A 25,936-nucleotide genomic window follows, 5' to 3' on the forward strand; every position below is an offset into this window, starting at 1 on the left:
CATAGTTTTAAATAGAATGAGTTACTTGATGTTGTTTGAAGCACAACCCATTGTAACGCTATTTTTTATGCCTTGCACAGTCAGCCAAATCACTTCATTGAATGAAGTAAAAACTTGTGAAAACTCAAGCCTACATTAATCAATATTTCATTTTTTTTCTCAATGATCAAAGATATCTTTTTTTTCATTTTTGTTTTTTAGCATTCATCTCATTTTGTACAAAAACATGGTAAAAAGAAAATAAATAACAATATGTTAGATCATAAAAGTAAAAATGACTCGTCTTTGCATAATCGACCCAAAATAAAAAAGGCACTCGTAAGTACCTTTTTTATTTTCAACATGTTTTACATGTCAACCATTTCAATACCATCGATATTGGCCATGGTGAGGAGGTCTTTATCTCCCCGACCAGAGACTGTTGCAATGATAATTTGGTCTTTACGCATGGTAGGTGCAAGCTTGGTCACATATGCCATGGCGTGTGCACTTTCCAATGCAGGAATAATCCCTTCAATGCGGGTTAAATCTCTAAAGCCTTGTAGTGCTTCATCGTCAATAATGGGTACATAATCTACACGGTGCATGTCTTTTAAGAAGCTATGCTCTGGGCCAACACCTGGGTAGTCTAGACCCGCAGAAATACTGTGCGTTTCAATGATCTGACCTTGTGCATCACTCATTAAATAAGTACGGTTACCATGCAGTACACCCACATGCCCTGCACTCAGTGGTGCTGAATGTTTACCTGTTTCTATCCCTAAACCTGCAGCTTCCACACCATACATTTTTACAGATTCATCGTTTAAAAATGGGTAGAACAAGCCTATTGCATTTGAGCCACCGCCCACACATGCCACTAATGCATCGGGTAAACGACCTGCTTGCTCTTGAATTTGCTTGCGTGCTTCACGACCAATAATCGACTGGAAGTCACGAACGAGCTGTGGGTATGGGTGTGGGCCTGCCACAGTACCAATAATATAGTAGGTGTCATCGACATGACTAACCCAATCTCGCATCGCTTCATTTAAAGCATCTTTTAAAGTACGTGAACCACTGGTCACAGGCACAACTTTTGCACCTAGCAGTCGCATACGGTACACATTCATGGCTTGACGTTTTACGTCATCTGCACCCATATAAACAACGCACTCTAAGCCTAAACGTGCAGCGATGGTTGCTGTTGCCACACCGTGTTGCCCTGCACCAGTTTCAGCAATAATACGTTTTTTACCTGACAGTTTTGCCAGTAACGCTTGCCCAATGGTGTTATTCACTTTATGTGAACCAGTATGGTTTAAGTCTTCACGCTTTAAATAAATTTGTGCACCGCCTAGCTCTTTTGACCATCGCTCAGCATAATAAAGAGGACTTGGGCGACCTACATAGTACGCCATATCACGGTCAAACTCGGCTAGAAACTGGGCATCATTTTTCATGCGCTCGTATAGATTTTCTAAATCTTCAAGTGCTGCCATTAAAGTTTCTGAGACAAATCGTCCGCCATGAATACCAAAATGCCCACGAGCATCTGGATATTGTGTGTAGTCAATCTTCGTTTGCTGATCCACAATGGACTCCTTGCATAAACGTTTTAATCAGTTGATGATCTTTTATTCCTTTTGCCGACTCTACGCCACCACTGACATCTACGGCAAAAGGTGTTGTTGTGGTGATGGCTTGTTTTACATTATCTGGTGTGAGTCCGCCTGCTAAAATGAGTGCAGTTTGTGCCTTTGGAAATACCGACCAATCAAACTGTTGGCCTGTACCTCCCTTAAGCGATGGATGCCATGCATCGAGTAATACCGCACTTGCCCCGGCCTGACAATAACGCTGTATTTCAGCCTGTATATCTAAGGTTGGGTGAACCTGTATGGCTTTGTACCAACGGCGACCGATTTTTTTAGCAATACTGGCACATTCAGCAGGTGTTTCTTGGCCGTGAAATTGTAACACGTCTAAAGTAACATGCTGTAAAGTGCTTTCGATTTGGTCCAAACTGGCATCGACAAACAAACCAACAATTTGCACATAAGGTGGAATCACCTGTGCAATCTGCTGGGCTTGGCTAGGGGTCACTGCTCTTGGGCTTGGTGGATAAAACACCAAACCGATCGCATCTGCACCGTTATCGACGGCAGCACGTGCGTCTTCTACCCGAGTAATGCCACAAATTTTGCTACGTGTTCGCATGCGTTACTCTTTTTTCATTGATTTGATGCCATGCTATGACACAATTAAGGCAGGACATACCACAGTTTCCTGACGTTTTATTGTTAACAAACTCAAATCGAATTGCAAACTTTTTGACATATTTTATTTTTATTGCTCATTTCAACACTGAGGTATATGTATGCAAATTATTGGTCATCGTGGGGCACGCAATGAAGCCCCTGAAAATACACTCGGTGGTTTTGAATATTTAAAAAACCTAGGCATTACAGCTGTAGAATTTGACCTTAGACAACTGACAGATCAGACTTTAGTGGTCATTCATGATGATAATTTGTTACGCACCACAGGCACACCATACGCCGTGGCAAACTGCCAAGTAGATCATTTAGAACAGCACAACCATTGCAAACTTTGGCCACAATGGCCACAACAAGAGCCAACACCAACACTTAGACAAGTACTCAATATCATTCAAGATTTTACGCACATAGAATTAGAAATTAAAGCAGTTCCTTCTATGTTTGACGCTGAAAAACTGGTTAAAACACTCCATCAACAACTCTCAAGCGATTGGCAAGATGCTCTCGTTATTACCAGCTTTGATGTTAAAATTTTAACCGCATTACAAAATTTATCTTCACCCTTTAAACGAGGCTTATTGGTCGAAGATCACCCCGAACATGCCATCAAGACTGCGATAGAACTTGCATGTTGCCAAATTGGTTGGCTCAATACCCTCACCACACCTGATCGGGTTCAAGCAACTCATCAAGCAGGCTTAAAAGCCAGTGTTTGGACGGTCAATGAGCCTGAACGTGCTCTTGAATTAAAACGTTGGGGCGTTGATGGACTCATTACAGATGTACCTCACCTGATGCAACAATACCTTTAGTACTCAATACCATAGCCGAGAGCCACTGCATGCTTTTTCAAAGTCGCTACAACACACTTGATTCAAAATTATATAGCCAACAACAACCTAAACCATTACACGGCGCAAAAGCAGGTCACTTTAACCTTACGCTGGCCAATGATTTACAGTGGAGTGATGCTGAAAAAACTGCATGGGTAGACATTTGTAGTGGTAAACAGACTTTTGATGTATTTAGCCCATTGGCAATGGTGTATGCAGGGCATCAATTTGGACATTGGGCAGGTCAGTTAGGTGATGGTCGTGGCTTACTGATTGCACAAGTTTTAGATAAAAACAATCAGGTGATTGACTTACATCTCAAAGGGGCAGGCTCAACGCCCTATTCTAGATCTGGTGATGGTCGCGCCGTACTTCGCTCAGTGATACGAGAGTACTTAGCAGGTCATGCACTCAATGCACTTGGCATTGCCTCAAGCAATGCGGTAGGTTTTACCAGTTCATTGCAAGGGGTACAACGTGAAACGCTAGAGCCAGGTGCGATGCTATTACGCACCTCAGACTGCCATATTCGTTTTGGTCATTTTGAGTGGATTAACCAATATGCACCCGAGCTACTCAACGACTTTGTAATGCAGTGTATTGCATGGCATTCCCCAGAATGCTTAGAGCAAGACCAGCCCATCATTGCTTTTGCCCATGCAGTGGTCAAGCGTACTGCTCAAATGATTGCAGACTGGCAAGCGGTTGGCTTTGCTCACGGCGTAATGAATACAGATAACCTCAATATTACTGGCTCAACGCTCGATTTTGGCCCATTTGGCTTTTTAGAGCGTTTTAAACCCGACTGGATCAACAACCACTCAGACCATCAGGGGCGATATTGCTACCAAAATCAACCTCGCATGGCACATTGGAATTTATCTATTTTACTCAACAACCTCATGCCACTCGCCCCAAGTACACAAAAAGAGGCCTTTAAGCAACAACTGATTGCGTGCTTGGCTGATTTTGAAGTGACTTTTTTAAAATACTATCAAGAAAAAATGTGCTTAAAGATGGGGTTACCACAATTTCATAAAGACAGTTTTGACTGTGCTTTACACTTTCTACACATCTTACAGCGTGAACAACTCGACTACACGCAAAGTTTTATTCGCTTACAAGAACAACAGTTCACTGCTTTAAAAGATGACTGTATTGACCGTGATGGCTTTGATGCTTTTATCACTTGTTATCAAAACATACGCACGCATCAAGACCAAGCACAGCTAAATGAGCGCATGCAACAACATAACCCTCGCTATATTTTAAGAAATCAAATGGCTCAACAGGCGATTGAACGTGCTGAGTGTGATGATTTCTCCGAAGTTGAACGCCTATTTGATTTACTCGCCACACCATTTACCCCACAACCACAGCGAGAGCATGCATCTGACGTACAGCCACCACATGCAGATGCAAGCGAGACTGCAATTAGCTGTTCATCTTAAAAATGATCTGGGTATTCAAAGCGATACCCTACACCGTACACCGCTTGAATCCAGTCTGACTGTACATCTTGTGCGGTAGCATCTATAATTTTTCGTCTTAGGTTTTTAATGTGGCTATCAATCACACGGTCTGCCACATCGAAACTTTCAGGGTTTAAGTAATCTAACAGTTGGGCTCTAGAGTAAACTTGCCCCACATGCTCTAAAAACAATTCAAACAAACGAAATTCTGTAGGGGTCAAGCTCAATGCTTTTTGCTTATACCAAATACGTTGCTGTGATTTTTCAATCACAAATAAATCATCTTGTTCAGGCTCTTCTTTACGCTCTAAACGTCTCAGCACCGCTTGCACACGAGCGACCAACTCTTTGGGGCTAAATGGTTTACAGACATAATCATCTGCTCCCATATTTAAACCTAACACACGGTCAATTTCTTCTGTACGTGCGGTCACCATAATAATCGGCAAATCTGACTGCTGACGAACTTTACGGCAAATGGTCAAACCATCCATACGTGGCACCATGAGATCTAAAATCATCAAGCTTGGTTTACGTTGTAAAAATTGTTGGTATGCTTCTTGACCATCATGAAACACAGACACTTCAAACCCTGCAGCTTCCAAATAGTCTTTCACTAAACTGGCAAGTTCAACTTCATCTTCAACTAAAAAAATATGTCTCACAGACTTTTCCTCATTTTATTTTTTCAAAAAACGAATCACGCAACGTAAACCACCCAGTGGTGAGTGGTGGAAAGTTAACTCCCCACCCAACATTGCAATAATTTTATAAGACAGTGCCAAACCTAGCCCTGTACCACCTGTTGTACGAGCACGCGAGTCATCGGCACGATAAAAACGCTCACCCAAATGCTTTAATTGTGTATCAGTCAAACCCAAAGGACTATCATCTACAATCAATGTCCAATCATCATGCGTTTGCTTACTATGAATATGTATTTGTCCACCTTTTTCGCTATAACGAATACTGTTACTGAGTATATTCACCACCACTTGGCGAAAGCGGTCTTGGTCAATGAGTAAAGATGCACCCGTACCTGTACTGGTAACCTGAAACTCAGATTGTTCAAACTGGGTTCTAAAATTTTCAATTTCATCACAGACCACTTTCCAAGGATCGACTTCTGTTAAATAACACTTCAATTGCTGTGATTCAGCCTGAGCAAGGTCTGCTAAGTCTTGAGTCAGTTTTTTCAGACTACTCACCTGTTTCATCATGGCGGCAAAATGTTCAGGGGTAGGTTTACGAATGCCATCTTGTATGGCTTCAATTTGTGCTTGTAAAACAGCCAATGGCGTTTTTAACTCATGGGATGTATCTGCAACCCATTGTCGTCTAGACTGTTCATGTTGGTTCAATATATTGGCAAGCCCATTAATTTGAGTCGACAAATCGCCCAACTCATCATTACGGCGTATTTTTACTTGATGCTGAAAGTGTCCTTTCGTTAACTCTTGTGCCGCATTTAATAGACGTTGAATGGGCTGTTTAAAGTAATTTGCTAGCCAAAGTGCAATCAGCAGACTGGTGAAAAATGTCACAATATAAATTAAAAATAATACTTTTTTCTGTGAGCTAAAGAAGTTCACGCTCAGTACATCATCTTGTGCCAATGAAGGTTGTAAACCTAAATATCCGACCACTTGATTTTCGAGTAAAATTGGCCGATAAGTTGGATTGACTTGCTGAGGCTCACCCACCACAAAATGTTTATTGGTATCATATAAAGCCAATCGATTGCTTAACCCCAAATGATCAGGCATTGGAAAAAAGTTTCTAGAAATCTCAAGGTTTTTTGTTTTACTTGAAGTTAAACCACCATCATTGGGCGAAAAGCCCCCATCAGACATATTATTATCATTTGCCATGGCCTTATCTGTAGAAAATGGCGGTGGGTCTGGGCGGTCTCGCTTAGAAAAAGCCTTTAAACTTTCAGACAATGGAAACTTTATGCCCTCAAAAGGCTGATATTCTGAGGGTAAGTTTTCTTCCATTTGTTGAATTTGTTGTTCCGTGAAATGTCTTTTTTGTGTAGAACGCTCTCTCGCATCTAATCCATTGGGTACATTTAAAATTGCATTGTCTTTAAAATAGCGTTGCTGATAAGCAATATCATACTGACGGCGTAACCACATACGTGACAATTGATCAAAATCTTGAGCTTGTGGCTTACCCTCGACTTGTAAAATCTGTGCCTGTATCGCATCACCCCAGTCATTGTAAATACTGTAAATGCCAGCAAGATTTTCCACCAAGTGATCAAGTTTTTGTATTTCAACGTCTGCGACATATTTGGTGAAGTTCTGTTTCATTGCCCATTGAAAAACACCTAAGCTCACCGTAGTGATCACAACTGTTGTCATGAGTACAGTTAAAAATAACCGTAAGGCGATGGGGAAACGGCGAACTTTCAAATGAACAATCTCATGAATATTTTAGACGGTGTATTTTACCCAACATAGCCACAAAAAACTCTACATTGTTTCTCCATCTTGGTTGTTTAAATTTATATAAAATATTTTACACCACTCGGATACCTTGTATATGAGCTATGCCTATAAATCTCTTTTGGCCTGTTTAAGTGTACTTAGCATATCGCTTCTTAGTGCATGCTCTATGACACCGCCTATGCCTAAATCTGAACAACACTTTAAAGAACATGGGCATCTCCCCCCGCAAGATCAAGCATTCATGCAGGCTTTTAAACATGCCTGTGATGGACAAAATGCAGGGGCAATCATGCAGGTTAAGGTCGATGATCACATCATAGAAGGACAATGTCAGCTTCATTTCCAACCCAAACCACCACAATCTTAAACTGTTAATATTACGTATTTATTCAGTTTTTCACTTTTTATATTTGAGAAATAACAAAACCCTACACTTTGACTTTATACTAGATACAACGTCAAAGTGTAGGGTTTTGTCTCATGAGCACAAAAAAAACAGGTCAAAGCTTTGAAGCAAAGTTTGACCGCATTGGCAATTATGCCGTTGAAGCATTTCATTATTTAGCACTGTTTATTATTGGTTGCATGATTGCTTGGTCAGCAGTTCATACCACCATTGAAATTTTCACGCAAAAACAATACGCCACTATTGATGATATTTTACTGCTCTTTATTTATCTAGAACTGGGTGCAATGGTCGGGATTTACTTTAAAACCAATCATATGCCTGTACGGTTTTTAATTTATATTGCCATTACCGCACTTACACGCCTACTTATTTCAGTCATTCAGCATGACCATAAAGCAGATGTTGGACTACTAGTCATTTCTGGGGCAATTTTAATTTTAGCTGTGGCTATTTTTATTGTGCGTTATGCTTCTTGGCACTACCCATCCATCATTAAGGAAAAAAATTCAACTAAGCCTCAACGGCTTAACCCTGAAGATGATGAACTTGCATGATATAATTATTCATAATCACACTCAGCGATGAACGCTGAGTGTGATTGCGATTAAAAACTACAAAAACCACTCCACTCCATAAAGCGATACAACCAATATTTAAAGTGAGAGTGACTGGCGTAAATGTCATAATTCACACTTTTTTGTGTATTGTTTTCACCAAACCATGTTTGATCAAATGACTGTCGAGCGGTACCAAATATAGGATCGCTTGCTAAACCCACGACACGCAGATCGGTCTCTAAATTATAATTCTGTAAGTTACGTGCAGTTAAATTTGCTGAACCTACGATCAGTTCTGCTTTTTGACCATGACTCGAACGCTTATAGATCACTTTACTATGGCAATGCTCACACCAACGTACATTAACACCAACATCATATAATTCTTGTGCCACAGGTTGATTGGGCATACCGTCTTTATATCGTGCAACGGCCTCTTGATTGGGATTAAGCAACGCTCTAATTTTCACCCCTCGTTTTTGTGCATCCTTTAAAGAACCAATCACTTGTCGGTCTGATAAATAAAAAGCGGTGAGGTCAACCTGATCATTTTTCTCCGCTGTATCTAGCAAGTTGACCACTGCACGTTGAATGGCCTTTTCTGTCAGCACTTGTGCTTGTAAAGTATTGTCTGTGATTGGCTCTGCTTTAATCAAAACATAAGGCAAATCTATACCTGACATTTTTGCCACAGGTTGCTCGCTATTCAACAAATCAACAGCGACTGCACCATGTACCATCACGGCAACATTACTTTGTAAAGCCCCACCTGCATTCATATTTTTAGAGCCAACTAAAGCTTGCCATCCTGTATCGGTATCAACAACAACTACTTTTCTATGATTAGTTTTAAAGTTAAAGAAGTTTAAATAGCTTCTTAACGTCAGTTTGTCTGAAGACAATGGGTTAGGTAGCCATCCGCCACCCACTTGATTCCCCATGCCCTGACAACATAAATACCAAAGACCCGACCAAGCTGGATTAGAAGAACGCAGAGGTGTTAAATTTGTTTCAACAACATTTATACCCACACGGCGTAATTGCACATATTCCTCAGGCTCAATTGCACCATAGAGTGAATTAATTGGATCTGTGATAACACTAATATTAATTTGCGGGTTTAAACGTTTTTTCTCTATGAGTGCTTGTACTGTTTCTTGAGAAAAAAGTCGCTGTTTGTGGCTATCCGATTGCCCAAATTGATCATTCAGCAAAAACATATCAAAGACAATGGTCGTTTTTGCACGTTGTATCATCTCTAAAATAGATGCAAAAATCTTTTGGTCGGTATAAAGCTTACCCTGAGTGTCTACAAAGGTTTGATCAACTATCATTTGCGCTTGGGTGGCACGCATTGGCCCTGTATAGTCCAACCCTTCAGGCAAAGGCTTCACGGTATGATAAATTGCAGATGCCAAATATACGATAAATAAAATCAGCACTACAACCATGAAATAACGTCGTTTTGACCACTTAAGTTCATTTTGAAACTTTTGAAAAATACGCATACAAAAAAGCCTGACCAATTATGGTCAGGCTAAGTTTAATTACTCAAACTTTCAAGTACATTTTACGGCTTTTTAGCACTAAAATTTAAAATCTACGCCCACAGTAAAGTTACGTCCCACTTGTGGTACTTGAGATAAAAATGACTCATGCTGATAAATTTTGCTATCTAAAACATTATTCACTTTAGTATAGACACGGTAGTCTAACTTATTCGTGAAACGATTATTATATGCAAAACCAAGATTTAGCATATTGTAGCTCTGACCATTGGTTTCATAACTGGCAATATCATCTTGAGTAAATACATGGTAATACTCTGCATTTGCCGTGTAATTATCATCGAAGTTTGCCGATATTTTTGCACCTATTCGGCCACCTGGTACACGTGGTACATTGCCTGCATCGACCAACTTACCACGTACATAGTCACCAAACAGACCCACAGTATATACAGGTGACACTTGATAACTAATATCACCATCTACCCCATAAAAACGGGCTTTTGATTGGCGATACTGAATTAAACGAAAGTCTTGGAATTGATCTAGCGTATCTGCATAAATAAAGTTATTAAACCAATTATGGAATGCACTCACATTATACTTCAAACGGTCATTATCAAAATGAAAACCAAGCTCTACGTTATTTGATTTTTCAGTCCCTAAATCATCGCTACCCAACTCATAGGTGTTGGTCGCCATGTGCTTACCATTTGAGTAAAGCTCTTGTGCCATCGGTAGACGCTCTTGGTGCGATGCCGTTAAAGATAGCTTATAATTTGGTACAAACTCCCAATCTGCTGAACCTGCAACCGAGTACGCTGTACCTGAGAAATTCTTCGCATCGGGGTTGGTTTCACCTTGTTGAATATCAATTTTTTGATGATCTACACGTGAAGACACTTGCACATGCACCTGACCCATTTGCTTTTCTTGCAAACCAAATACACTATAACGTTGGGTGTTGGTCGGATCCATTAGTGACTCATCGCCACCAATACTGAGTTTTTGCTGTGTGTATTGCAAACCGAACTGACCTGTCCAACCTGCCCACGGCGTATTGGTTAACACCAAACGTGTATCTGTACCGTGGCTATTAAAGGTCGTATCTGGTTCATCCCCGTCCATCTCTTGGTGCTGATACTTAGTGTAATTGGCTTGCAACGCCAATTTAGAAAAGCCTGCAAATGGATCATTCAGCTCTGACTTTAAGTCATAGCGTTTTTGTTTTAGATTAATCCATGAAATTGCATCGTCATCAGATGTATCACTACCACAACTAGCAGAGCCCTTATCAAATCCTGTTGCAGTATTATTTAAGATACAAGAACCATAAGCGGCATTGTCACCTGGAATACCATAACGGTCATGGCGTTCGCTATATGCAACACCTACAAACCCTTTGTCGCCAATCCAAGATAAGCCTACATTTGCATCTTGTGAACGTGCAAAGGTTTCTGGCTGTCTGCGCCCATTTGTTTGTAAATCTTTAGGTAAAATATAATTATTGGCATCACGGTGTAAACCACCTGCACTTAATGCAACATGATCACCCAAGCCAATCACGGTTTGGCCTGAATACAGCATGTCGTCACTACCTGTATTATAACGTGCACCCACACGGCCACTATAACCATTGTCTGGCATATGCGTTGGTACTTTATTATCTACCACATTAACCAAACCACCCACAGAACCTGCACCATACAACAGACTTTCAGGGCCTTTTAACACTTGAATTTCTTCTGCTGAATTAGGGTCAACTGTCACAGCATGGTCTGGGGATACCGATGATACATCTAAAGCATCGCCACCATTTTGCGTAATTTTAACCCGTGCTCCATCTAACCCACGAATCACAGGACGACTCACCCCACCCGTATATTGGGCGGCATAAATACCAGCCTTACCCTCTAAAGCATTACCAATGGTTGTTGCACCCTCAATTAAATCTTTTTGTTTTACCGTAAAATCGCCTGCGACATGATCTGGCTGTACGGCTAGATCTTTTTGTCCCTTGAGCTCAATTGCAGGTAAATTATCAACTGCTGGCGTTTGTGCCAATACACTTTGCACCGCACAAGCCAATAAAGATAAAGCAAACCACTTTTTTTGAAACTGCATTATGATGATCTCATTTTATTTTTAGTTATGTTATAACATTTATTATTTTTTACAAGCTCTATCCACAATCTAGATGAAAGTTTCACCTTATTGTCATTTAATCGTTCTTTATCATGTTTTTTGAACAAATCCTTGAGGCAGTACCATGAAACATGCATAATTGAATGTCTTAAAAAAAGTATAGCCTAGCGTACTTTTAAACGATTTTTTAAATAATAGACGTTGGACATAACACGCCATGATGCGAACACATTACTGTGGCTTACTAACAGAAGCCCAAATTGATCAAACAGTTACACTTTGCGGTTGGGTACACCGTCGCCGTGATCATGGCGGTGTCATTTTTCTTGATATGCGTGACCGTGATGGCCTCGTACAAGTGGTTATTGACCCAGATACTCCTGAAGCTTTCGCAACTGCAGACAAAGTACGCTCAGAATTTGTATTAAAAATTACAGGACGTGTGCGTAAACGCTATGAAGGCACAGAAAATGCCAACATGGTGAGTGGACAAATTGAAGTTTTAGGCAAAGAAATTGAAGTCCTTGCAAGCTCTGAAACACCACCGTTCCCACTGAACGACGAAAACACAACTGTTTCAGAAGACATTCGTTTAAAATATCGTTTCTTAGATATTCGTCGTCCTGAAATGCTAGACCGTTTACGTTTCCGCTCAAAAGTAACCAACTTGATTCGAAACTACTTAGACGACCATGGCTTCTTAGATGTAGAAACACCTATTTTGACACGTGCAACACCTGAAGGTGCACGTGACTACCTCGTACCAAGTCGTGTTTCTAATGGCAGTTTCTATGCTCTACCACAATCACCACAGTTATTTAAACAATTACTGATGGTTGGTGGTATTGATCGCTACTACCAAATTGCAAAATGTTTCCGTGATGAAGACTTACGTGCAGACCGTCAGCCTGAATTCACCCAAATCGATGTTGAAACATCATTCCTAAATGATGATGAAATTATGGATTTAATGGAAGGCATGACCACGAAAATGTTTAAAGACTTATTAAACATTGAGTTTGGTGGCAAATTCCAAAGAATGCCATACAGCGAAGCAATGCGTGACTATGCATCAGACAAACCTGACTTACGTATTCCATTAAAATTGGTTGATGTTGCAGACCTCATGCAATCGGTAGAATTTAAAGTCTTTGCAGGCCCTGCAAAAGACCCTAAAGGCCGTGTTGCAGCACTTCGTGTGCCAAATGCAAGCACCCTTTCTCGTAGCCAAATCGATGAATACACCAAGTTCGTTGGTATTTACGGTGCAAAAGGCTTGGCGTACATTAAAGTCAATGAACTTGAAAAAGGCATTGAAGGTTTACAATCACCAATTGTTAAATTTATTGAACCAATTGTATTGCAATTGCTTGAACGTGTTGGTGCACAAAATGGTGACATCGTATTCTTTGGTGCTGATAAAGCCAAAATTGTAAACGATGCACTCGGTGCATTGCGTGTAAAAATCGGGCATGACCTCAACCTTGCAACGTGTGAGTGGGCCCCTCTTTGGGTGGTTGACTTCCCAATGTTTGAAGAAACAGATGATGGTAAGTGGACCTCTGTACATCACCCATTCACACTACCAAAAAGTAGCGTAGAAGACGTGAAAAACAACCCTGGTGAAGCACTCTCTGTCGCTTATGACATGGTGTTAAACGGCACCGAGATTGGTGGCGGTTCTTTACGTATTCACACACTTGAAATGCAAAAAGCAATTTTTGAAGCATTAGGTATTTCTGATGAAGAAGCTGAAGATAAATTTAGCTTCTTACTTGATGCATTGAAATATGGTGCACCGCCACATGGTGGTCTTGCATTTGGTTTAGACCGCCTTGTCATGCTGATGACAGGTGCACAATCTATTCGTGATGTCATTGCATTCCCTAAAACCAAAACAGCTGAATGTCCACTCACAGAAGCACCTGCTCCTGTTGAAGCAACACAGCTTAGAGATTTAGGCATTCGCTTACGTGAGCAGAAAAAACAAGAAGGTTAAGGCTGAATAGCTAAACCCAAGCCCTTAAATGACTAACTCATTTAAGGGCTTTTTTACACCAATTGATCGCTTATTTAGATCAATCATTCAATGTTTGTGATTCACTCAATGTAGTGGCATAATATTTTGCAAATTTCCAATAGGGGTTACATTATGGCTATGCGTCCTGAAGTACGCCGTCGTGCATTGGTCATTATTGTGTTCTCTCTTGTGCAATGGTTTATCATGAACTATATCTTGCATAATGGGCTATTCAATATCACGACCTACCAACGTATATTATATTTTTGTGTAAGCAGTTTATCGGCTGCGTTACTGATTTTTTTATCTTTAATTTATATGGTACTTAAAGGTAATTCAGACATACACCGCTAAATATGTATGGTCATTTATTGCTAAATAGCTCATATTATATGAGCTATTTTTATGTCACAGCAAGTACACACCACAAACACATTTTTGATTTATAATGACTTTTGATCAAAACCACTGACTTTGCTATTAAAACCTATGCAATTACTTCATACTTTTCGTTATATTCCACTGTCTGCCATACGGTCTGTGGCTAGAGCTTATGCATGGTTTATAAACCGTCAACCGAACAAAGGAATGCTCCGAAAAGTACTGATCAATCTAAAATTAGCCTACCCTCAACTTGATGATGCTGAACGTCTAGTCTTGGCAAAAAGTAGCGTCGTGAAGCAATGTTTATCTTACAGCGAATTTATGAAATGCTGGGCAATGCCCCCTCAATGGAGCATTGAACAGATTCATACGGTACATCACTGTGATCTGTTAAAAAATGCTTTTTCTGATACTCGAGGTACACTGCTCATTGTTCCACATCTAGGGACTTGGGAGGTAATGAATGCTTGGCTTTGTCAACATACAGACCTGACCATTATGTATAAACCCATTAAAGAAAAAGCCATCAATCAATTTGTTTTACAATCTCGCGAAGCTTTAAAGTCAAAACTTGTACCTACAGATATGAGTGGTGTGAAATTACTATTTAAGAATTTAAAATCAGGTGGCTCAAGCGTCATTTTACCTGACCATGTGCCACACCCTTCTGGTGGTGTGATTGTGCCTTTTTTTGGCATAGAAACACTCACCAGTACACTTGCTAGTAAAATGGCACAAAAAACTAAATGTCAGTTGGTCGGTTTAAGTTGTTTTCGCCGTGATGATGGCAAAGGTTTTGACATCTATTGCGATTTACTTGACCATGCAGACCTCTATAACCCCAATATAGAGATTGCCACCGCTCGATTAAATACTGAAATTGAAAAGCTTATCAATCGCTCACTAAGTGATTACATGTGGGGCTATAAACGTTTTCGCCATGTACCCAATCGGCCAAATATTTATCAATGATACATCAACTGTATTCTTGATTCTGTCATCACTTTACACAATAATGTTTAAGAAACATTCTCATCTACTTTAGATTAACTATAGGGCTTTCAATTTTGGACACTTCAAATATCACTTTATGCCTAACCATTGGGCGACGTCCACAACTCTTACGCCAAACCTTAGAAAGCCTGTTTAAACATGCTCAATTTGAACATATTATTGCCATTAATGACTTTGGTGATGAAGAAACCAATGTAGTATTTAAAGAGTTATGCCCACATGGAAAGCTCATTTGCTTGGGGCAACAGTTAGGGCATCACCCTGCGGTTGATCATATGTATAAACAAGTCAACACAGACTATATTTTTCACTGTGAAGATGATTGGTATTTTGATGATTTACCTGACTTTCAACAGATGTATCAGCTACTCTCAAATAGCTCAGATATAAGCAATATTTGTTTAAGACAATATACAGATTTTCCACTCAGCCCAGAAGAAAAAGAAAAAATCCAATTCTCCAACGTACTTGGTATAGATATTGTACGTTTAGATCCATTACATGCACAGTGGCATGGCTACACATTTAACCCACATATTGCTAAAAAACAAATTTGGCAAAATTTTGACTGTCACTTTGCTCAGTTTAAAAAAGAGCGACATATCTCACGTGTGTTACGTGGCCAAGGTAAATATACGGCCTACTTAAAACATGGGGCTTGCCATCATATTGGCGAACATGACAGCGTAGCTAACCCCCCTAAAAAAAGCCTTTTAACCCGATTTAAAGATTGGTTCTCTGCGTAAATGGCACAATATATTTTTTAAATTAGAGGTTTTTACATGGGTTTATCTATTCTTATTGTGAATTACAATACAGAGCAATTTATTGTTAACTTCCTACATGATCTCACCAAACAAACCATTGATGCATCATGCCTAGAAGTGATTATTGTAAATAACAGTAATAACAACACCATGCAATCACTGATTGAACAAAACAACCTTAACTTAAATTTAAACATTCAAGTGATGTTGTCAGAAAATATTGGCTTTGGTCGCGCCATGAATCTCGCAGCAAGTGTGGCCAAGCAACCTCACCTACTGATTGCCAATCCCGACTTGGTTTTAGCAGATCCTGACTATTTACAAGAACTACTTATACAAGCCAATGCTCACCCAGAATATGGGGTAATCACAACACAATTACTCGATGAAAAACAACAAGATTTATCTGAGTTTTATAACTATGAGTTTCATGAAACTTTCGGTTTTGAAAATCAAATCTGTTGGTTTAGTGGTGCATTACTTTTAATTCGTTCTGAAATCTACCAACACATTGGTGGTTTCGACCCCGACTTTTTTATGTACTGTGAAGATGAAGACATTTGCTTACGTATTAAACAGCTCGGGCTACCATTAATTAAGTTAAATCATTTGCAGATTTTACATATTGGTGGTGCAAGTGAACCTAACTTATGCCATAACTATTTTTGTCGCTGGTATCGTTCACAAATTTTATTTGCCTATAAACATATGTCAGTAGATGCATTTAACCAGTTAATCACAAAGCTACAACGTAAATCTCGCTCTAAATGTATGATTTACCAAATACTCAAGCCACTTGGTATTGCTCGTTACACATTTAAGCTAACGCAATGGAAAGCCATGGCTGAAGTCATAAAAAGAACACAGCAAGAGTCTACAGCTTGGCTTAAATACTCACCTAAATAATGGCTTAGTTTATTTCTGAAATTTACTAGGCTCAACTTTAATATCACGGCGTACTGACTTTAGTAACACAGACACATGCCTTACACCCAGTAAGGCCTGTTGTACTATACGATTTTTTTTATGCTTCACTTTTGCAGTCCAACGTTGGCTATTTGGATTAACATGATGATTTTTAATCATGGCAATCACTGACTCATGCGTAATGCTCACACCTACATCATACATAGCTGCTTTATCACTTTGTATTGCCGCAGCAGGTTCAATCTGGTATGAATTCAACGCATAACAACTAGAAATAAACTCATCGGCTAAACGTGGGTGACTATTTTCCAAACATGTCAATAGTTTTTTTGCACCCGATGGGAAGAGTACATATGCCGCTGCACCACTACGGTCTTGGTACATTCTAAACAATGCATAGTCTTGAGCTACAGTAAAACTCTTTTCTTTTGCAATAATTTTTTTACGGCCATGTACTTCTAAACTCAGTACATCAACCGCTGTTAATCCTTCAACATCTTGTAGAATCTGCTTAAGCTCAGACACCAAAACAACATCATCTTCTAAAATTAAACATGGCTCGTTTAAATCTACAACGTGTTGCCATGCTTTTTTATGACTTAAAAAACATGCCAATTCAGACTGCTTCATCGGGCGTTGCCCTTGAAACGCCAACTGCTCATAGCTGTCTATAGAAAAATCATTTACAGATACCGCAGGCAATCGACTAAATGTTAATCCTATGTTTTGAAACTGTTGTTGTTGTTGCTCTAAACGCTCAGTACATGGCTCTAAATTAATAAGAAGAATGTGCATTGTTTCGATATCTCTACTTATTCACTAAAAGATGCTTCAAGGCATAACATTTGTTTAACCACATTCTTTTTTGACGTGGTAAAAACCGATCTTTACGTAAACGTTTTTGATGGTTTGTTGCCGCACTTGCATCAATTTCACTATCTAGACCTGTAGAGCCAACCAATGCTGGATACACAGACAACCCTTGACCTGTTTTACTTAACCATGCCTGTAGCTCGACATCTATGGGCGCATAAATCGGCTGGCTTGTTACACGTGTTAAAAATGCTTCTGCACCCTTTTTTGACCAAAGCAAGCCTGTAGTCAACGTTGGGAAGTAATAGGCATGCAATAGTTCATGTTGCCCTAACTGAGTTATTTTTGCAGACAACTTTTTCTTCTGTGCAGCCAAATGAATCAAATGCCAATCTGAATGCTGGTTTTCCTCGAGCCACTTAAGCAATTCAAATACATTTGCACCCAAATCACAGCTTAACTTTAAATCATCTTCAAGTACCACACCATAATTTGCTCCAGAAGCCAAAAAAGCTTCTACTGCCTTTTGATGGCTTAAGTAGCAACCAATTTCAGCACCAAGCAATGCTCTACCTGTAAAAGCATGTGCTTTTTTATCATCATAATTTGAGTAAGATGAAAGGTCCATCTGACGTCCATCTACCGCTGATATTTTTGTATAGTGGATGTCTTGTGCAGACAGTTCCGCATCTGCTTTACTCAAACGCTCTACGCTAGAGTCTAAATTAATCAAATAAAAAGAAACGTTCATGCTCTAACTCAATCTATTAACCAATGTCACCACCACCAACTTACTGCCACGCCTGTTTAATCCAGTCCGATGGCAATACGTAGCGATACCATTTACCACCACCACCATTAATAGCTTCTGGTGGATTAATCTCACCATGGAAAACAATAATTTTGACATCTTTTGGTTTTACAGGTGGCTTAAAGTAAGCCAATGGTATTTTTTGCAGACAATGGTATTTATAACTTTTACACCACTCTTCAGGCCAGTAAGTAAGCGTACTGTGTTTATCTATAAACCATGATAAATATGATTGTTCGTGACGAAAGTTTTTACGAATCTCGTTAAAGTTTTCTCTAAAGTATGGCAATACATCTGGGAAAGCACCGATTTTAAAACGATATACCGAGCTATTTCCCGTAATACGCCATGGACGCTTCCAGTCGTGAATAATTAAAAAGTCGCCTTTTTGCTGAAAAAAACAGTCTATATTATCTACAATCACCACATCTAGGTCTAAAAATAAGGCATTGCCTTGTAAACCATACAAATCAGGTTCAAAAGTCGACAATTTATTCCAGCCACGTTCAGGGCTACCTTTTGGTAAATCAAGCGGTGGTATTGGATAGCACTCGACTTCGGGTACAATTCCTTCGCTGATATCTGTTAAACACACCATTTTAAACGGTAAAGTTAAGTGTCGGCTCACCATGCTATATAAGCGGTTTACATATTCTGCACCATACTTTGTGCCCCATTTCATACACAAAATAATGTTGTCTTGTGCATCTGGTACATTGATTGGTTGCGAATCTGTCATGCTACTTTCACCCGCCACATTTGGCTTACACTGTATGGTCTAAAATAGTTTAGCATAAAGCCTATCTGACAGACATAAAAAAAGCGAAACCGAAGTTTCGCCTTTTTGCTTAGTTGATATACGTCAACCAGTGCTCATACTTCGGATTTCTACCTTGTATGGCATCAAAAAACGTTTTTTGGATTTCCGTGGTAATTGGACCACGTACACCTTCACCAATTTGACGGTCATCATATTCACGAATTGGCGTCACTTCAGCTGCAGTACCTGTGAAAAATGCTTCATCTGCAATGTAGAATTCATCACGCGTGATACGGCGTTCAACCACTTCATAACCCAAGTCTTTTGCAATGGTAATCACTGTTTGACGAGTAATACCATCAAGCGCACCACCAGCCAAGTCAGGCGTATGTAACACACCATCTTGAATTAAGAATACGTTTTCACCTGCACCCTGACATACAAACCCTTGTGGGTCCATCATCATGGCTTCGTCATAACCTGCTTGTGCAACTTCTTGGTGTGCCAAAATAGACACAGTATAGTTACCACATGCTTTTGCTTTGCACATGGTTACATTTGGATGATGATGCGTGAACGATGACGTTTTTACACGAATGCCTTTCGCCATTGCTTCTTCACCCAAGTAAGCACCCCAACCCCATGCAGCAACTGCAGCATGAATTGAGTTACTTGTTGAAGAGATTCCTAATTTTTCTGAACCAATCCAAATAAATGGACGTAAGTAACATGAGTTCAGTTTATTTTCACGAACAACATCAATTTGTGCTTGTTCAAGTGTTGCTTGATCAAACGGGACTTTCATTTGATAAATTTTTGCAGAATTTAACAAACGCTTAGTGTGTTCTTTTAAACGAAAAATTGCAGGGCCTTTTGGGGTTTCATAGGCACGAACACCTTCAAACACACCCATACTATAGTGTAATGTATGTGTAAGGACGTGTACTTTTGCATCACGCCAATCTATTAATTTTCCATCTTGCCAAATAAAACCATCACGATCAGCCAAGTTCATGGCACACACTCCAAATTTTTACATTATTATTACTGCTCGGTCGCATCGCTTTGTGCCACTGAGTCAATCAATTTATGCCATAGCTTGCAAACGATGTCACGGGTAGTTTGCCAATCCGCAGCACAAACTTGCATATTATGGTTTGCAAGGGCTCTTCGGTGGCTTGTCGCTCGTTCGCTGAGATAAGCGTGAATCAAATTCTGTGATTCGGTTGCGGATAAATAACCAAATCTGGCAGCATCTTCTAAGATTCGAACATTGTCAGGATAGCGGGCGAGATCTGGGTTCGCGTGGCTTCCTAACAACACGATATACTGTGCCATAAATTCGATGTCAACGATACCACCTGAGTCCTGTTTTAAGTGAAAAATTCCTTCTTTTTGTGCAATCTTACTCGAACCTAGATGATCTTTCATTTTCTGACGCATGTTTTTAACCTCTTGTGCCAGTGATTTTGGCTCTCGCACTTGAGTTAAAATTTCGGCTCGAATTCGTTCAAACTGTTCACATAATTGTGCATCACCTGCAATAGATCTGGCACGAACCAAAGCCTGATGCTCCCATAGCCAAGCACTTTGCCGTTGATAACGCGCATAGGCATGTATACTGGTCACCAACACCCCTGCTTCACCCGATGGACGTAAACGGGTATCTATTTCATAGGCTCGACCATCTAGAGTTTGTGTGATCATGAGTGACATAAATTTTTGTGCCACTTTAAATGCAAACTCAAACCCTGTAATGGCTTTACGGCCATCAGTATCTGCTTGTTCGTCTAAATCATGAATAAATACTAAATCTAAATCTGAGCCGTAACCCAGCTCAATCCCTCCAAGTTTGCCATAACCAATCACGGCAAAACGATGCTGTGCCAAATGACAGCGTTGCCCTTGCATATCTAATGGAAAACCAAAACGTTGTGCCACCGCTTGATAGGCCAAATGTAATGTGGCTTGAACACAGGTTTCTGCAATATCTGTGAGGGCATCAGACACTTTCATGAGTGGACTTTCTGCCAATACATCACTTGCCGCCACACCCAGTACATAGCTTTTTTTAAATAAGCGTAATACCCGCATTTGGTCTTCAACTTGATCTATTTCTACACGCAACAACTGATGACGCAGTGCATCGACCAAGTCATGTTTTTTCGGCAACTCAAAGTCCATGGTCAGAAAATCATCTAACAACACTGGATATTGCGTCAACTCAGCACAAATCCATGGACTCACTTCTGCCATTTTCACCAGCCGTTGCAATGCACCTTTGCTTTCAATCAACATGACAAAATACACACTACGACGCATAATCGACTCAATCAAAGGGATTAAGTGCTGTATAGCAAGTTGTGGTTCAGAGAGTTGCAGTACTTGTGTGATACATAAAGGCCAAAAGGTTTTTAAACGCTCTAATGCTTTGGCAGGCATTTTTTGCAAGCTATGACTCGCCCAAAATTGCGTGACCAAAGCATAACTTGCATCATCTAAAGCTGTTTTGAGTTGCTCATCTAAGTGTTGAATTGATGTCGTATTTTCTTTGGGAACATGATGCTGTATCAGCTTTTTAAACTGCTCACTTACCACCTGACGTTTTTGGTCTAATACGTGTAAAAAGCGATCCCACGATGAAAAAGCAAGCGTCATCAGTAAACACTGTTGCAACTCGGGTGTGGTCGGTAAAATTTGGGTTTGTTGGTCATCAATCGCTTGAATGGCATGTTCTACACGGCGTAAAAATAGATAAGCATCTGTGAGCGTATCTACTTCTGTTTGTGAGAGTAATTCTGCGGTTGCCAAATGGCTTAAATTGGTCAGACAAGAACGGTCTTGTAACTCAAGTTTTGAGCCACCATAAATCAGCTGAAACACTTGCACAATAAACTCAATTTCACGAATTCCTCCTGCACCCAATTTAATATCATCTTTCGACTGACGACGTTCCACTTCACGCTCAATCAGCGTTTTCATTTCTCGCATGGCTTCAAAAGCTGAATAGTCAACATAACGGCGAAAAACAAAAGGGCGTGTCATCTGTAGTAGTGCTTGCCCTGCTGAACCACCACTGACAACTCTGGCTTTAATCCACGCATAACGTTCCCACTCACGGCCATGTTGTAGTAGGTATTTTTCTAAAGCGGCGTGACTGACAGCCAATGCAGAGCCATCCCCCCAAGGGCGTAATCGCATATCTACCCGAAATACAAAACCATCAGCACTCACATGGTCTAGTAAATAAATGAGTTTTTGCCCCCACAACACACAAAACTGTTGTACATCTATACACTTTTTGCCGTTGGTTTCACCTTGCTCATCAAATGCAAAAATAAGGTCAATATCACTCGACAAATTCAACTCTTGTGCACCAAGCTTACCCATTGCAATCACAATTAAGTCTTGTACTGCCCCATCGTATCCAATCGGTTCGCCATACTTTTCCACCAAAGCAATACGTGCAAATTGCTTAGCCACAATCATTGAAGCATCAGCAAAATCAGACAATTCTTGAGTGAGTGCAATAACATTGGTCAGTTGATTCACATCTTGATAAATCCAACGAAACATGAGGCGTGCGCGTAATACACGTAACGCTTTCATAAACTCATGTTCATTTGAAAGATGGCTGACGGCTTGGGTGACTAAATGTTGTATATCTTGCCGAGTTAAAACCTGCTGAAATGGGTATTGCTGTTGATCTTGTTGTATTTCATCTGCATACACTTGCCAAACGTGCTTAGCATAACGACTGGCATGCTGTGTTTTTTCTAACTGTGCTATGTTCATTGTTTAATAGCCGATTTTGATTATGCCCCTAGCATAACCTGACTTTTCAGCACTGTCTTTGTTTTATACTTCAGTAAGCGTATTGCTTTGTGCTTCAAATGTAGAGGTCTGCTGTGTAGGCAACTGTACTATAAATGTTGTGCCACAACCCTCTTCAGACTGCACAGTAATCTGACCTTGGTTTAAATCCACAAAACGCTTACACAATACAAGCCCCAAACCTGTGCCTTTTTCCCCATTGGTACCTTTCAAAGTGGTTTTTATCTTTGGCTCAAAAATAGTATTTTTTTGTATTTCATTCATGCCTAGCCCTGTGTCAGAAATAGACAATTCTATACATTGCTCTATTTTCTTAACCGAAATACGGACTTTGCCTGATCCATCTTGCTGTGTAAATTTCAAAGCATTCGAGACAAGGTTTTGTAAAATAGAAGTGACCATATTTAGGTCTGCATAAACATATGTTTTTTCAGGTATGGCATCAATCAGTTCGATATGTTTACTATAGGCCAAACTGCTCAACACATTGCTGACAGTTTGGCTGGCTTCTTTTAAATCAAAACGTACAGGGTGATAGACAAAACGCCCACCCTCTGCCATGGCCCAGTTTAGTAAGTTTTCAAGCAAATGATAGGTCGCTTTCGCCGTATCATTTAAATAACTGGCAATATTTTTCACACTTGATGCATCTAAACTTTCAAGCTCATCCGCCAACACTTCTGAAAAACCTAAAATGCCATGAAAAGGGGCTCTTAAGTCATGGGCAATAATTTGTAAAAATTTGGTTTGGCTAAAGTTAAGCGCAACGATTTGCTCATGTGTCTGCAAAAGTTCTTTATGCTGTTGTTCAAGGCCCACTTGTTTTACGTAGTCTTCACATAATTCAAATGCTAATGCAGTAAAGTCTGTGTCAAACGTTTGATGGTTTTGATCAAAGACACAAATATGTGCCACACCATTTGAATCTGCATCATGCACTGCAAAAGAAACTAAGCGATTCACCGCCCCAAAGTATTGTTCAATATATACACGATACTGTAAATATTGTGGGTGTTTTTCATCAAGTATTTGTTGCGGATGTAACTGATTTAAATGCTGAAATAACGCTGTACTACAAGGCACATGCTGTAGGAATGTCTGATCTGCGGTTAACACTTTCGCATCTAATTGATTTGGCAAAATTGCAATCACATGATGTGCTCGCAGTATTTTTTTTATTTTCAGCAAAAGCTTTGTTATATGATCATCTGATGTAGAGCAATGTGTTGGCACCACAGGTGTACCTACCGAAATATCGTCAGTATTTTCCACGCAAAGCGACTGTAGTGCCATAATTTATTTCTCTTAAAAAGTTCTTATTGGAATGAGAGAACATGTATGCATAGTGTTAACATTTTTTACAAAAAAATCAAACAATGAATCACTTTTTTACACTTTATAGGCAGAGGTCTTTTAATGTTGTTCATTTAAAATGATCTGATAAAACGCAAGGTCCAACCAACGCCCAAACTTAAAACCAACTTCAGACAATGTACCTGCATGGGTAAAGCCAAGTTTGTTGTGTAAAGCAATACTCGCCACATTACTGGCATCTATAGCACCAATCATGGTGTGCATACCTTGCTGTTTGGCTTTTTGAGTCAGTGCTTTAATCAGCTCTTTGGCCAAACCTTTCCCTCTATATGCTTGATGAACATAGACTGAGTGCTCAACTGTATACAAATTGGCTGGAAATTGACGAAATGAACCATAACTTGCAAACCCCATCAGCACACCCTGTTCATCTTCTACGCCAATCACAGGAAATTGATGCATCGTTTTGCTTTTAAACCAACGCTCCAAATCTTGTAAGCTACGCTCTTCGTACTCATAAAGTGCAGTTGAGTGCAAAATAGCATCATTAAATATCGTTAATATCTGTGAAGCATGTTGCTCAAAATGACACTCAACCACGTTTACTGTATTCATCTGCGATCACTGATTAAAAACTCGTTTGCATAATATAGGTTTTAAATAATTTTACAGCTTATTTTCGTAGCATTTGCTGAATACGTTTTTGCTTCCAACGTGCAACTGCATCTTTTAAAATAAAAATACGTAACCAAGCAAATAATATGACAGCACCCCAAGAAATAATTGGAAATATGGCCCAAACCACTTTAGGAGTAAAGATATAATTAATGAGTGCCAAAAGACTACACACCACAACATAACTGATCAGTGATGTATAAAAACGACTCTCTTGCTCAACTCGTTGCTCAGCTTCACGTACTTTATGGGTCACTGTCTCATCTACATTGTCATCAACCGATGCAATAGATAAATCATATACACTGACTTGAAATACTGCAGCTAAGGCACTTAACGTTTCCAAGCTGGGTTTTTCTCCATTTTCTACACGTTGAATAGTACGGACACTTAAGGCTGTCATTTCTGCCAATTGCTCTTGTGACCATGCATGCTTTAAACGGTAGTACTTAATTTTATTTACTGTATTCATGATAAACCCTTGATTGGACTGTTTAAACCACAGTAGCTTTATACATAGCAATACAACACGACAGTAAGCTGACAGTAACATGTCAAAGACCTGACATCTAAATAACAACACACCTTTGTTTAAGTTTTAGACTTTTTTGTTTTAAAGGGTGATATCTTAAATCTTTTGAACACTTAGATGATTGATGCCTGAATAATTTGCATTTCCTTGCTTAAGTTAATATCCAAACAATAAAAAACCCCGAAGCATTATGAGGCTTCGGGGTTTTCCGTAAAATTTGTTAACCAGCTTATGGTCCCGAGGGTCGGACTCGAACCGACACGTCATCTCTGACAGTGGATTTTGAGTCCACCGCGTCTACCAATTTCACCACCTCGGGGCAGTATGGTTTGTTCGATGTATACTACTCGTTTTTTTTCTCATGTCAATTGATAGCCGTTTCTTTTGCTTACTTTTAATACACTCAGCATCAGTAGCACATTTCGCATCGCATAAAAAAAACGTTTA

23 protein-coding genes and 1 tRNA gene are annotated in these 25,936 nt (G+C 39.8%); 9 read left to right on the plus strand and 15 right to left on the minus strand.

Annotated elements, in window-relative coordinates; translation table 11 throughout:
* Window positions 1-347 precede the first annotated feature (347 nt).
* Together trpB and I2F31_RS05845 are read right to left on the minus strand one after the other, a co-directional pair.
* Complete coding sequence (gene trpB, locus I2F31_RS05840; protein ID WP_195769356.1) at window positions 348-1,574, minus strand: tryptophan synthase subunit beta; 1,227 nt, start codon at window positions 1,572-1,574, stop codon at window positions 348-350.
* Entirely contained in the window at window positions 1,552-2,199 is a 648-nt protein-coding gene (locus I2F31_RS05845; RefSeq protein ID WP_195769357.1) for a phosphoribosylanthranilate isomerase, read from the minus strand. Before I2F31_RS05845 ends, trpB begins: the two co-directional genes overlap by 23 nt.
* A 160-nt stretch (window positions 2,200-2,359) precedes the next feature.
* Between I2F31_RS05845 and I2F31_RS05850 the strand changes: the two genes are divergently transcribed.
* Window positions 2,360-3,073, plus strand: coding sequence for a glycerophosphodiester phosphodiesterase (locus I2F31_RS05850; RefSeq protein WP_195769358.1), 714 nt, complete (start codon window positions 2,360-2,362; stop codon window positions 3,071-3,073).
* Window positions 3,074-3,102: 29 nt separating this feature from the next.
* Window positions 3,103-4,545 (plus strand): protein adenylyltransferase SelO, encoded by a 1,443-nt coding sequence (locus I2F31_RS05855; RefSeq protein WP_195769359.1) that lies wholly within the window; start codon window positions 3,103-3,105, stop codon window positions 4,543-4,545.
* On the opposite strand, the gene I2F31_RS05860 is transcribed toward I2F31_RS05855, so the two are convergent.
* Both I2F31_RS05860 and baeS read right to left on the minus strand, forming a co-directional pair.
* Complete coding sequence (locus I2F31_RS05860) at window positions 4,542-5,231, minus strand: response regulator (RefSeq protein WP_195769360.1); 690 nt, start codon at window positions 5,229-5,231, stop codon at window positions 4,542-4,544. The genes I2F31_RS05855 and I2F31_RS05860 overlap by 4 nt on opposite strands.
* A 15-nt stretch (window positions 5,232-5,246) precedes the next feature.
* Window positions 5,247-6,983, minus strand: a complete 1,737-nt coding sequence (gene baeS, locus I2F31_RS05865) for a sensor histidine kinase efflux regulator BaeS (RefSeq protein WP_195769361.1) — start codon at window positions 6,981-6,983, stop codon at window positions 5,247-5,249.
* A 202-nt stretch (window positions 6,984-7,185) separates the two neighbouring features.
* Here baeS and I2F31_RS05870 point away from each other — a divergent pair, with 202 nt between their 5' ends.
* A complete protein-coding gene (locus I2F31_RS05870) occupies window positions 7,186-7,386 on the plus strand; it encodes a hypothetical protein (protein ID WP_195769362.1) in 201 nt (66 codons plus the stop codon).
* Window positions 7,387-7,499: 113 nt separating this feature from the next.
* Complete coding sequence (locus tag I2F31_RS05875; protein ID WP_195769363.1) at window positions 7,500-7,982, plus strand: phosphate-starvation-inducible protein PsiE; 483 nt, start codon at window positions 7,500-7,502, stop codon at window positions 7,980-7,982.
* A gap of 50 nt (window positions 7,983-8,032) precedes the next feature.
* Here the strand turns inward: I2F31_RS05875 and I2F31_RS05880 are convergent, their stop codons facing one another.
* On the minus strand, window positions 8,033-9,493 hold the full coding sequence (locus I2F31_RS05880) for a phospholipase D-like domain-containing protein (protein WP_195769364.1): 1,461 nt from the start codon (window positions 9,491-9,493) through the stop codon (window positions 8,033-8,035).
* A 78-nt stretch (window positions 9,494-9,571) separates the two neighbouring features.
* Window positions 9,572-11,617, minus strand: a complete 2,046-nt coding sequence (znuD, locus tag I2F31_RS05885; protein WP_195769365.1) for a zinc piracy TonB-dependent receptor ZnuD — start codon at window positions 11,615-11,617, stop codon at window positions 9,572-9,574.
* Window positions 11,618-11,855: 238 nt separating this feature from the next.
* Between znuD and aspS the strand changes: the two genes are divergently transcribed.
* The 5 genes from aspS to I2F31_RS05910 all read left to right on the plus strand — a co-directional run bounded on the left by aspS (window position 11,856) and on the right by I2F31_RS05910 (window position 16,729).
* Complete coding sequence (aspS, locus tag I2F31_RS05890) at window positions 11,856-13,637, plus strand: aspartate--tRNA ligase (protein WP_195769366.1); 1,782 nt, start codon at window positions 11,856-11,858, stop codon at window positions 13,635-13,637.
* 153 nt (window positions 13,638-13,790) lie between these two features.
* Window positions 13,791-14,012 (plus strand): hypothetical protein, encoded by a 222-nt coding sequence (locus I2F31_RS05895; protein ID WP_092746305.1) that lies wholly within the window; start codon window positions 13,791-13,793, stop codon window positions 14,010-14,012.
* A 135-nt stretch (window positions 14,013-14,147) separates the two neighbouring features.
* Window positions 14,148-15,014 carry a lysophospholipid acyltransferase family protein gene (locus I2F31_RS05900; RefSeq protein WP_195769367.1) on the plus strand — a complete coding sequence of 289 codons (867 nt, stop codon included), beginning with the start codon at window positions 14,148-14,150 and terminating at the stop codon, window positions 15,012-15,014.
* Between the two features lie 95 nt (window positions 15,015-15,109).
* Window positions 15,110-15,802 (plus strand): glycosyltransferase, encoded by a 693-nt coding sequence (locus I2F31_RS05905; protein WP_195773628.1) that lies wholly within the window; start codon window positions 15,110-15,112, stop codon window positions 15,800-15,802.
* 36 nt (window positions 15,803-15,838) lie between these two features.
* Window positions 15,839-16,729 carry a glycosyltransferase family 2 protein gene (locus I2F31_RS05910; protein ID WP_195773630.1) on the plus strand — a complete coding sequence of 297 codons (891 nt, stop codon included), beginning with the start codon at window positions 15,839-15,841 and terminating at the stop codon, window positions 16,727-16,729.
* Between the two features lie 9 nt (window positions 16,730-16,738).
* Here I2F31_RS05910 and I2F31_RS05915 read toward each other — a convergent pair whose 3' ends face one another.
* The 9 genes from I2F31_RS05915 to I2F31_RS05955 all read right to left on the minus strand — a co-directional run bounded on the left by I2F31_RS05915 (window position 16,739) and on the right by I2F31_RS05955 (window position 25,808).
* Window positions 16,739-17,545, minus strand: coding sequence for a glycosyltransferase family 25 protein (locus tag I2F31_RS05915; protein WP_195773631.1), 807 nt, complete (start codon window positions 17,543-17,545; stop codon window positions 16,739-16,741).
* A 13-nt stretch (window positions 17,546-17,558) separates the two neighbouring features.
* The gene (locus I2F31_RS05920; RefSeq protein ID WP_195769371.1) at window positions 17,559-18,314 is read right to left on the minus strand and encodes a glycosyltransferase family 25 protein; all 756 of its coding nucleotides are present in this window, start codon (window positions 18,312-18,314) and stop codon (window positions 17,559-17,561) included.
* 40 nt (window positions 18,315-18,354) lie between these two features.
* Window positions 18,355-19,113 (minus strand): glycosyltransferase, encoded by a 759-nt coding sequence (locus I2F31_RS05925; RefSeq protein WP_195769372.1) that lies wholly within the window; start codon window positions 19,111-19,113, stop codon window positions 18,355-18,357.
* A 109-nt stretch (window positions 19,114-19,222) separates the two neighbouring features.
* Window positions 19,223-20,149, minus strand: a complete 927-nt coding sequence (locus I2F31_RS05930) for a branched-chain amino acid transaminase (protein WP_195769373.1) — start codon at window positions 20,147-20,149, stop codon at window positions 19,223-19,225.
* Window positions 20,150-20,178: 29 nt separating this feature from the next.
* Entirely contained in the window at window positions 20,179-22,929 is a 2,751-nt protein-coding gene (glnE, locus tag I2F31_RS05935; RefSeq protein ID WP_195769374.1) for a bifunctional [glutamate--ammonia ligase]-adenylyl-L-tyrosine phosphorylase/[glutamate--ammonia-ligase] adenylyltransferase, read from the minus strand.
* Between the two features lie 63 nt (window positions 22,930-22,992).
* Complete coding sequence (locus I2F31_RS05940; protein ID WP_195769375.1) at window positions 22,993-24,261, minus strand: sensor histidine kinase; 1,269 nt, start codon at window positions 24,259-24,261, stop codon at window positions 22,993-22,995.
* A 120-nt stretch (window positions 24,262-24,381) separates the two neighbouring features.
* Window positions 24,382-24,897 carry a GNAT family N-acetyltransferase gene (locus tag I2F31_RS05945; RefSeq protein WP_195769376.1) on the minus strand — a complete coding sequence of 172 codons (516 nt, stop codon included), beginning with the start codon at window positions 24,895-24,897 and terminating at the stop codon, window positions 24,382-24,384.
* Between the two features lie 58 nt (window positions 24,898-24,955).
* Window positions 24,956-25,429 (minus strand): 2TM domain-containing protein, encoded by a 474-nt coding sequence (locus I2F31_RS05950; protein WP_195769377.1) that lies wholly within the window; start codon window positions 25,427-25,429, stop codon window positions 24,956-24,958.
* Between the two features lie 292 nt (window positions 25,430-25,721).
* Window positions 25,722-25,808 (minus strand) — tRNA-Leu (locus I2F31_RS05955).
* Between the last annotated feature and the right edge of the window lie 128 nt (window positions 25,809-25,936).

It is taken from the genome of Acinetobacter rathckeae (assembly GCF_015627125.1).
Classification (GTDB): Bacteria; Pseudomonadota; Gammaproteobacteria; order Pseudomonadales; family Moraxellaceae; genus Acinetobacter; species Acinetobacter rathckeae.

Excerpts from the sequence above, each read along its gene's own strand:
- I2F31_RS05845 (WP_195769357.1), bottom strand. The coding sequence starts at position 2,199 with ATGCGAACACGTAGCAAAATTTGTGGCATTACTCGGGTAGAAGACGCA.
- I2F31_RS05850 (WP_195769358.1), top strand. The coding sequence starts at position 2,360 with ATGCAAATTATTGGTCATCGTGGGGCACGCAATGAAGCCCCTGAAAAT.
- I2F31_RS05855 (WP_195769359.1), top strand. The coding sequence starts at position 3,103 with ATGCTTTTTCAAAGTCGCTACAACACACTTGATTCAAAATTATATAGC.
- I2F31_RS05870 (WP_195769362.1), top strand. The coding sequence starts at position 7,186 with ATGACACCGCCTATGCCTAAATCTGAACAACACTTTAAAGAACATGGG.
- I2F31_RS05875 (WP_195769363.1), top strand. The coding sequence starts at position 7,500 with ATGAGCACAAAAAAAACAGGTCAAAGCTTTGAAGCAAAGTTTGACCGC.
- I2F31_RS05880 (WP_195769364.1), bottom strand. The coding sequence starts at position 9,493 with ATGCGTATTTTTCAAAAGTTTCAAAATGAACTTAAGTGGTCAAAACGA.
- znuD (WP_195769365.1), bottom strand. The coding sequence starts at position 11,617 with ATGCAGTTTCAAAAAAAGTGGTTTGCTTTATCTTTATTGGCTTGTGCG.
- aspS (WP_195769366.1), top strand. The coding sequence starts at position 11,856 with ATGATGCGAACACATTACTGTGGCTTACTAACAGAAGCCCAAATTGAT.
- I2F31_RS05895 (WP_092746305.1), top strand. The coding sequence starts at position 13,791 with ATGGCTATGCGTCCTGAAGTACGCCGTCGTGCATTGGTCATTATTGTG.
- I2F31_RS05900 (WP_195769367.1), top strand. The coding sequence starts at position 14,148 with ATGCAATTACTTCATACTTTTCGTTATATTCCACTGTCTGCCATACGG.
- I2F31_RS05910 (WP_195773630.1), top strand. The coding sequence starts at position 15,839 with ATGGGTTTATCTATTCTTATTGTGAATTACAATACAGAGCAATTTATT.
- I2F31_RS05915 (WP_195773631.1), bottom strand. The coding sequence starts at position 17,545 with ATGCACATTCTTCTTATTAATTTAGAGCCATGTACTGAGCGTTTAGAG.
- I2F31_RS05920 (WP_195769371.1), bottom strand. The coding sequence starts at position 18,314 with ATGAACGTTTCTTTTTATTTGATTAATTTAGACTCTAGCGTAGAGCGT.
- I2F31_RS05925 (WP_195769372.1), bottom strand. The coding sequence starts at position 19,113 with ATGACAGATTCGCAACCAATCAATGTACCAGATGCACAAGACAACATT.
- I2F31_RS05930 (WP_195769373.1), bottom strand. The coding sequence starts at position 20,149 with ATGAACTTGGCTGATCGTGATGGTTTTATTTGGCAAGATGGAAAATTA.
- glnE (WP_195769374.1), bottom strand. The coding sequence starts at position 22,929 with ATGAACATAGCACAGTTAGAAAAAACACAGCATGCCAGTCGTTATGCT.
- I2F31_RS05940 (WP_195769375.1), bottom strand. The coding sequence starts at position 24,261 with ATGGCACTACAGTCGCTTTGCGTGGAAAATACTGACGATATTTCGGTA.
- I2F31_RS05945 (WP_195769376.1), bottom strand. The coding sequence starts at position 24,897 with ATGAATACAGTAAACGTGGTTGAGTGTCATTTTGAGCAACATGCTTCA.
- I2F31_RS05950 (WP_195769377.1), bottom strand. The coding sequence starts at position 25,429 with ATGAATACAGTAAATAAAATTAAGTACTACCGTTTAAAGCATGCATGG.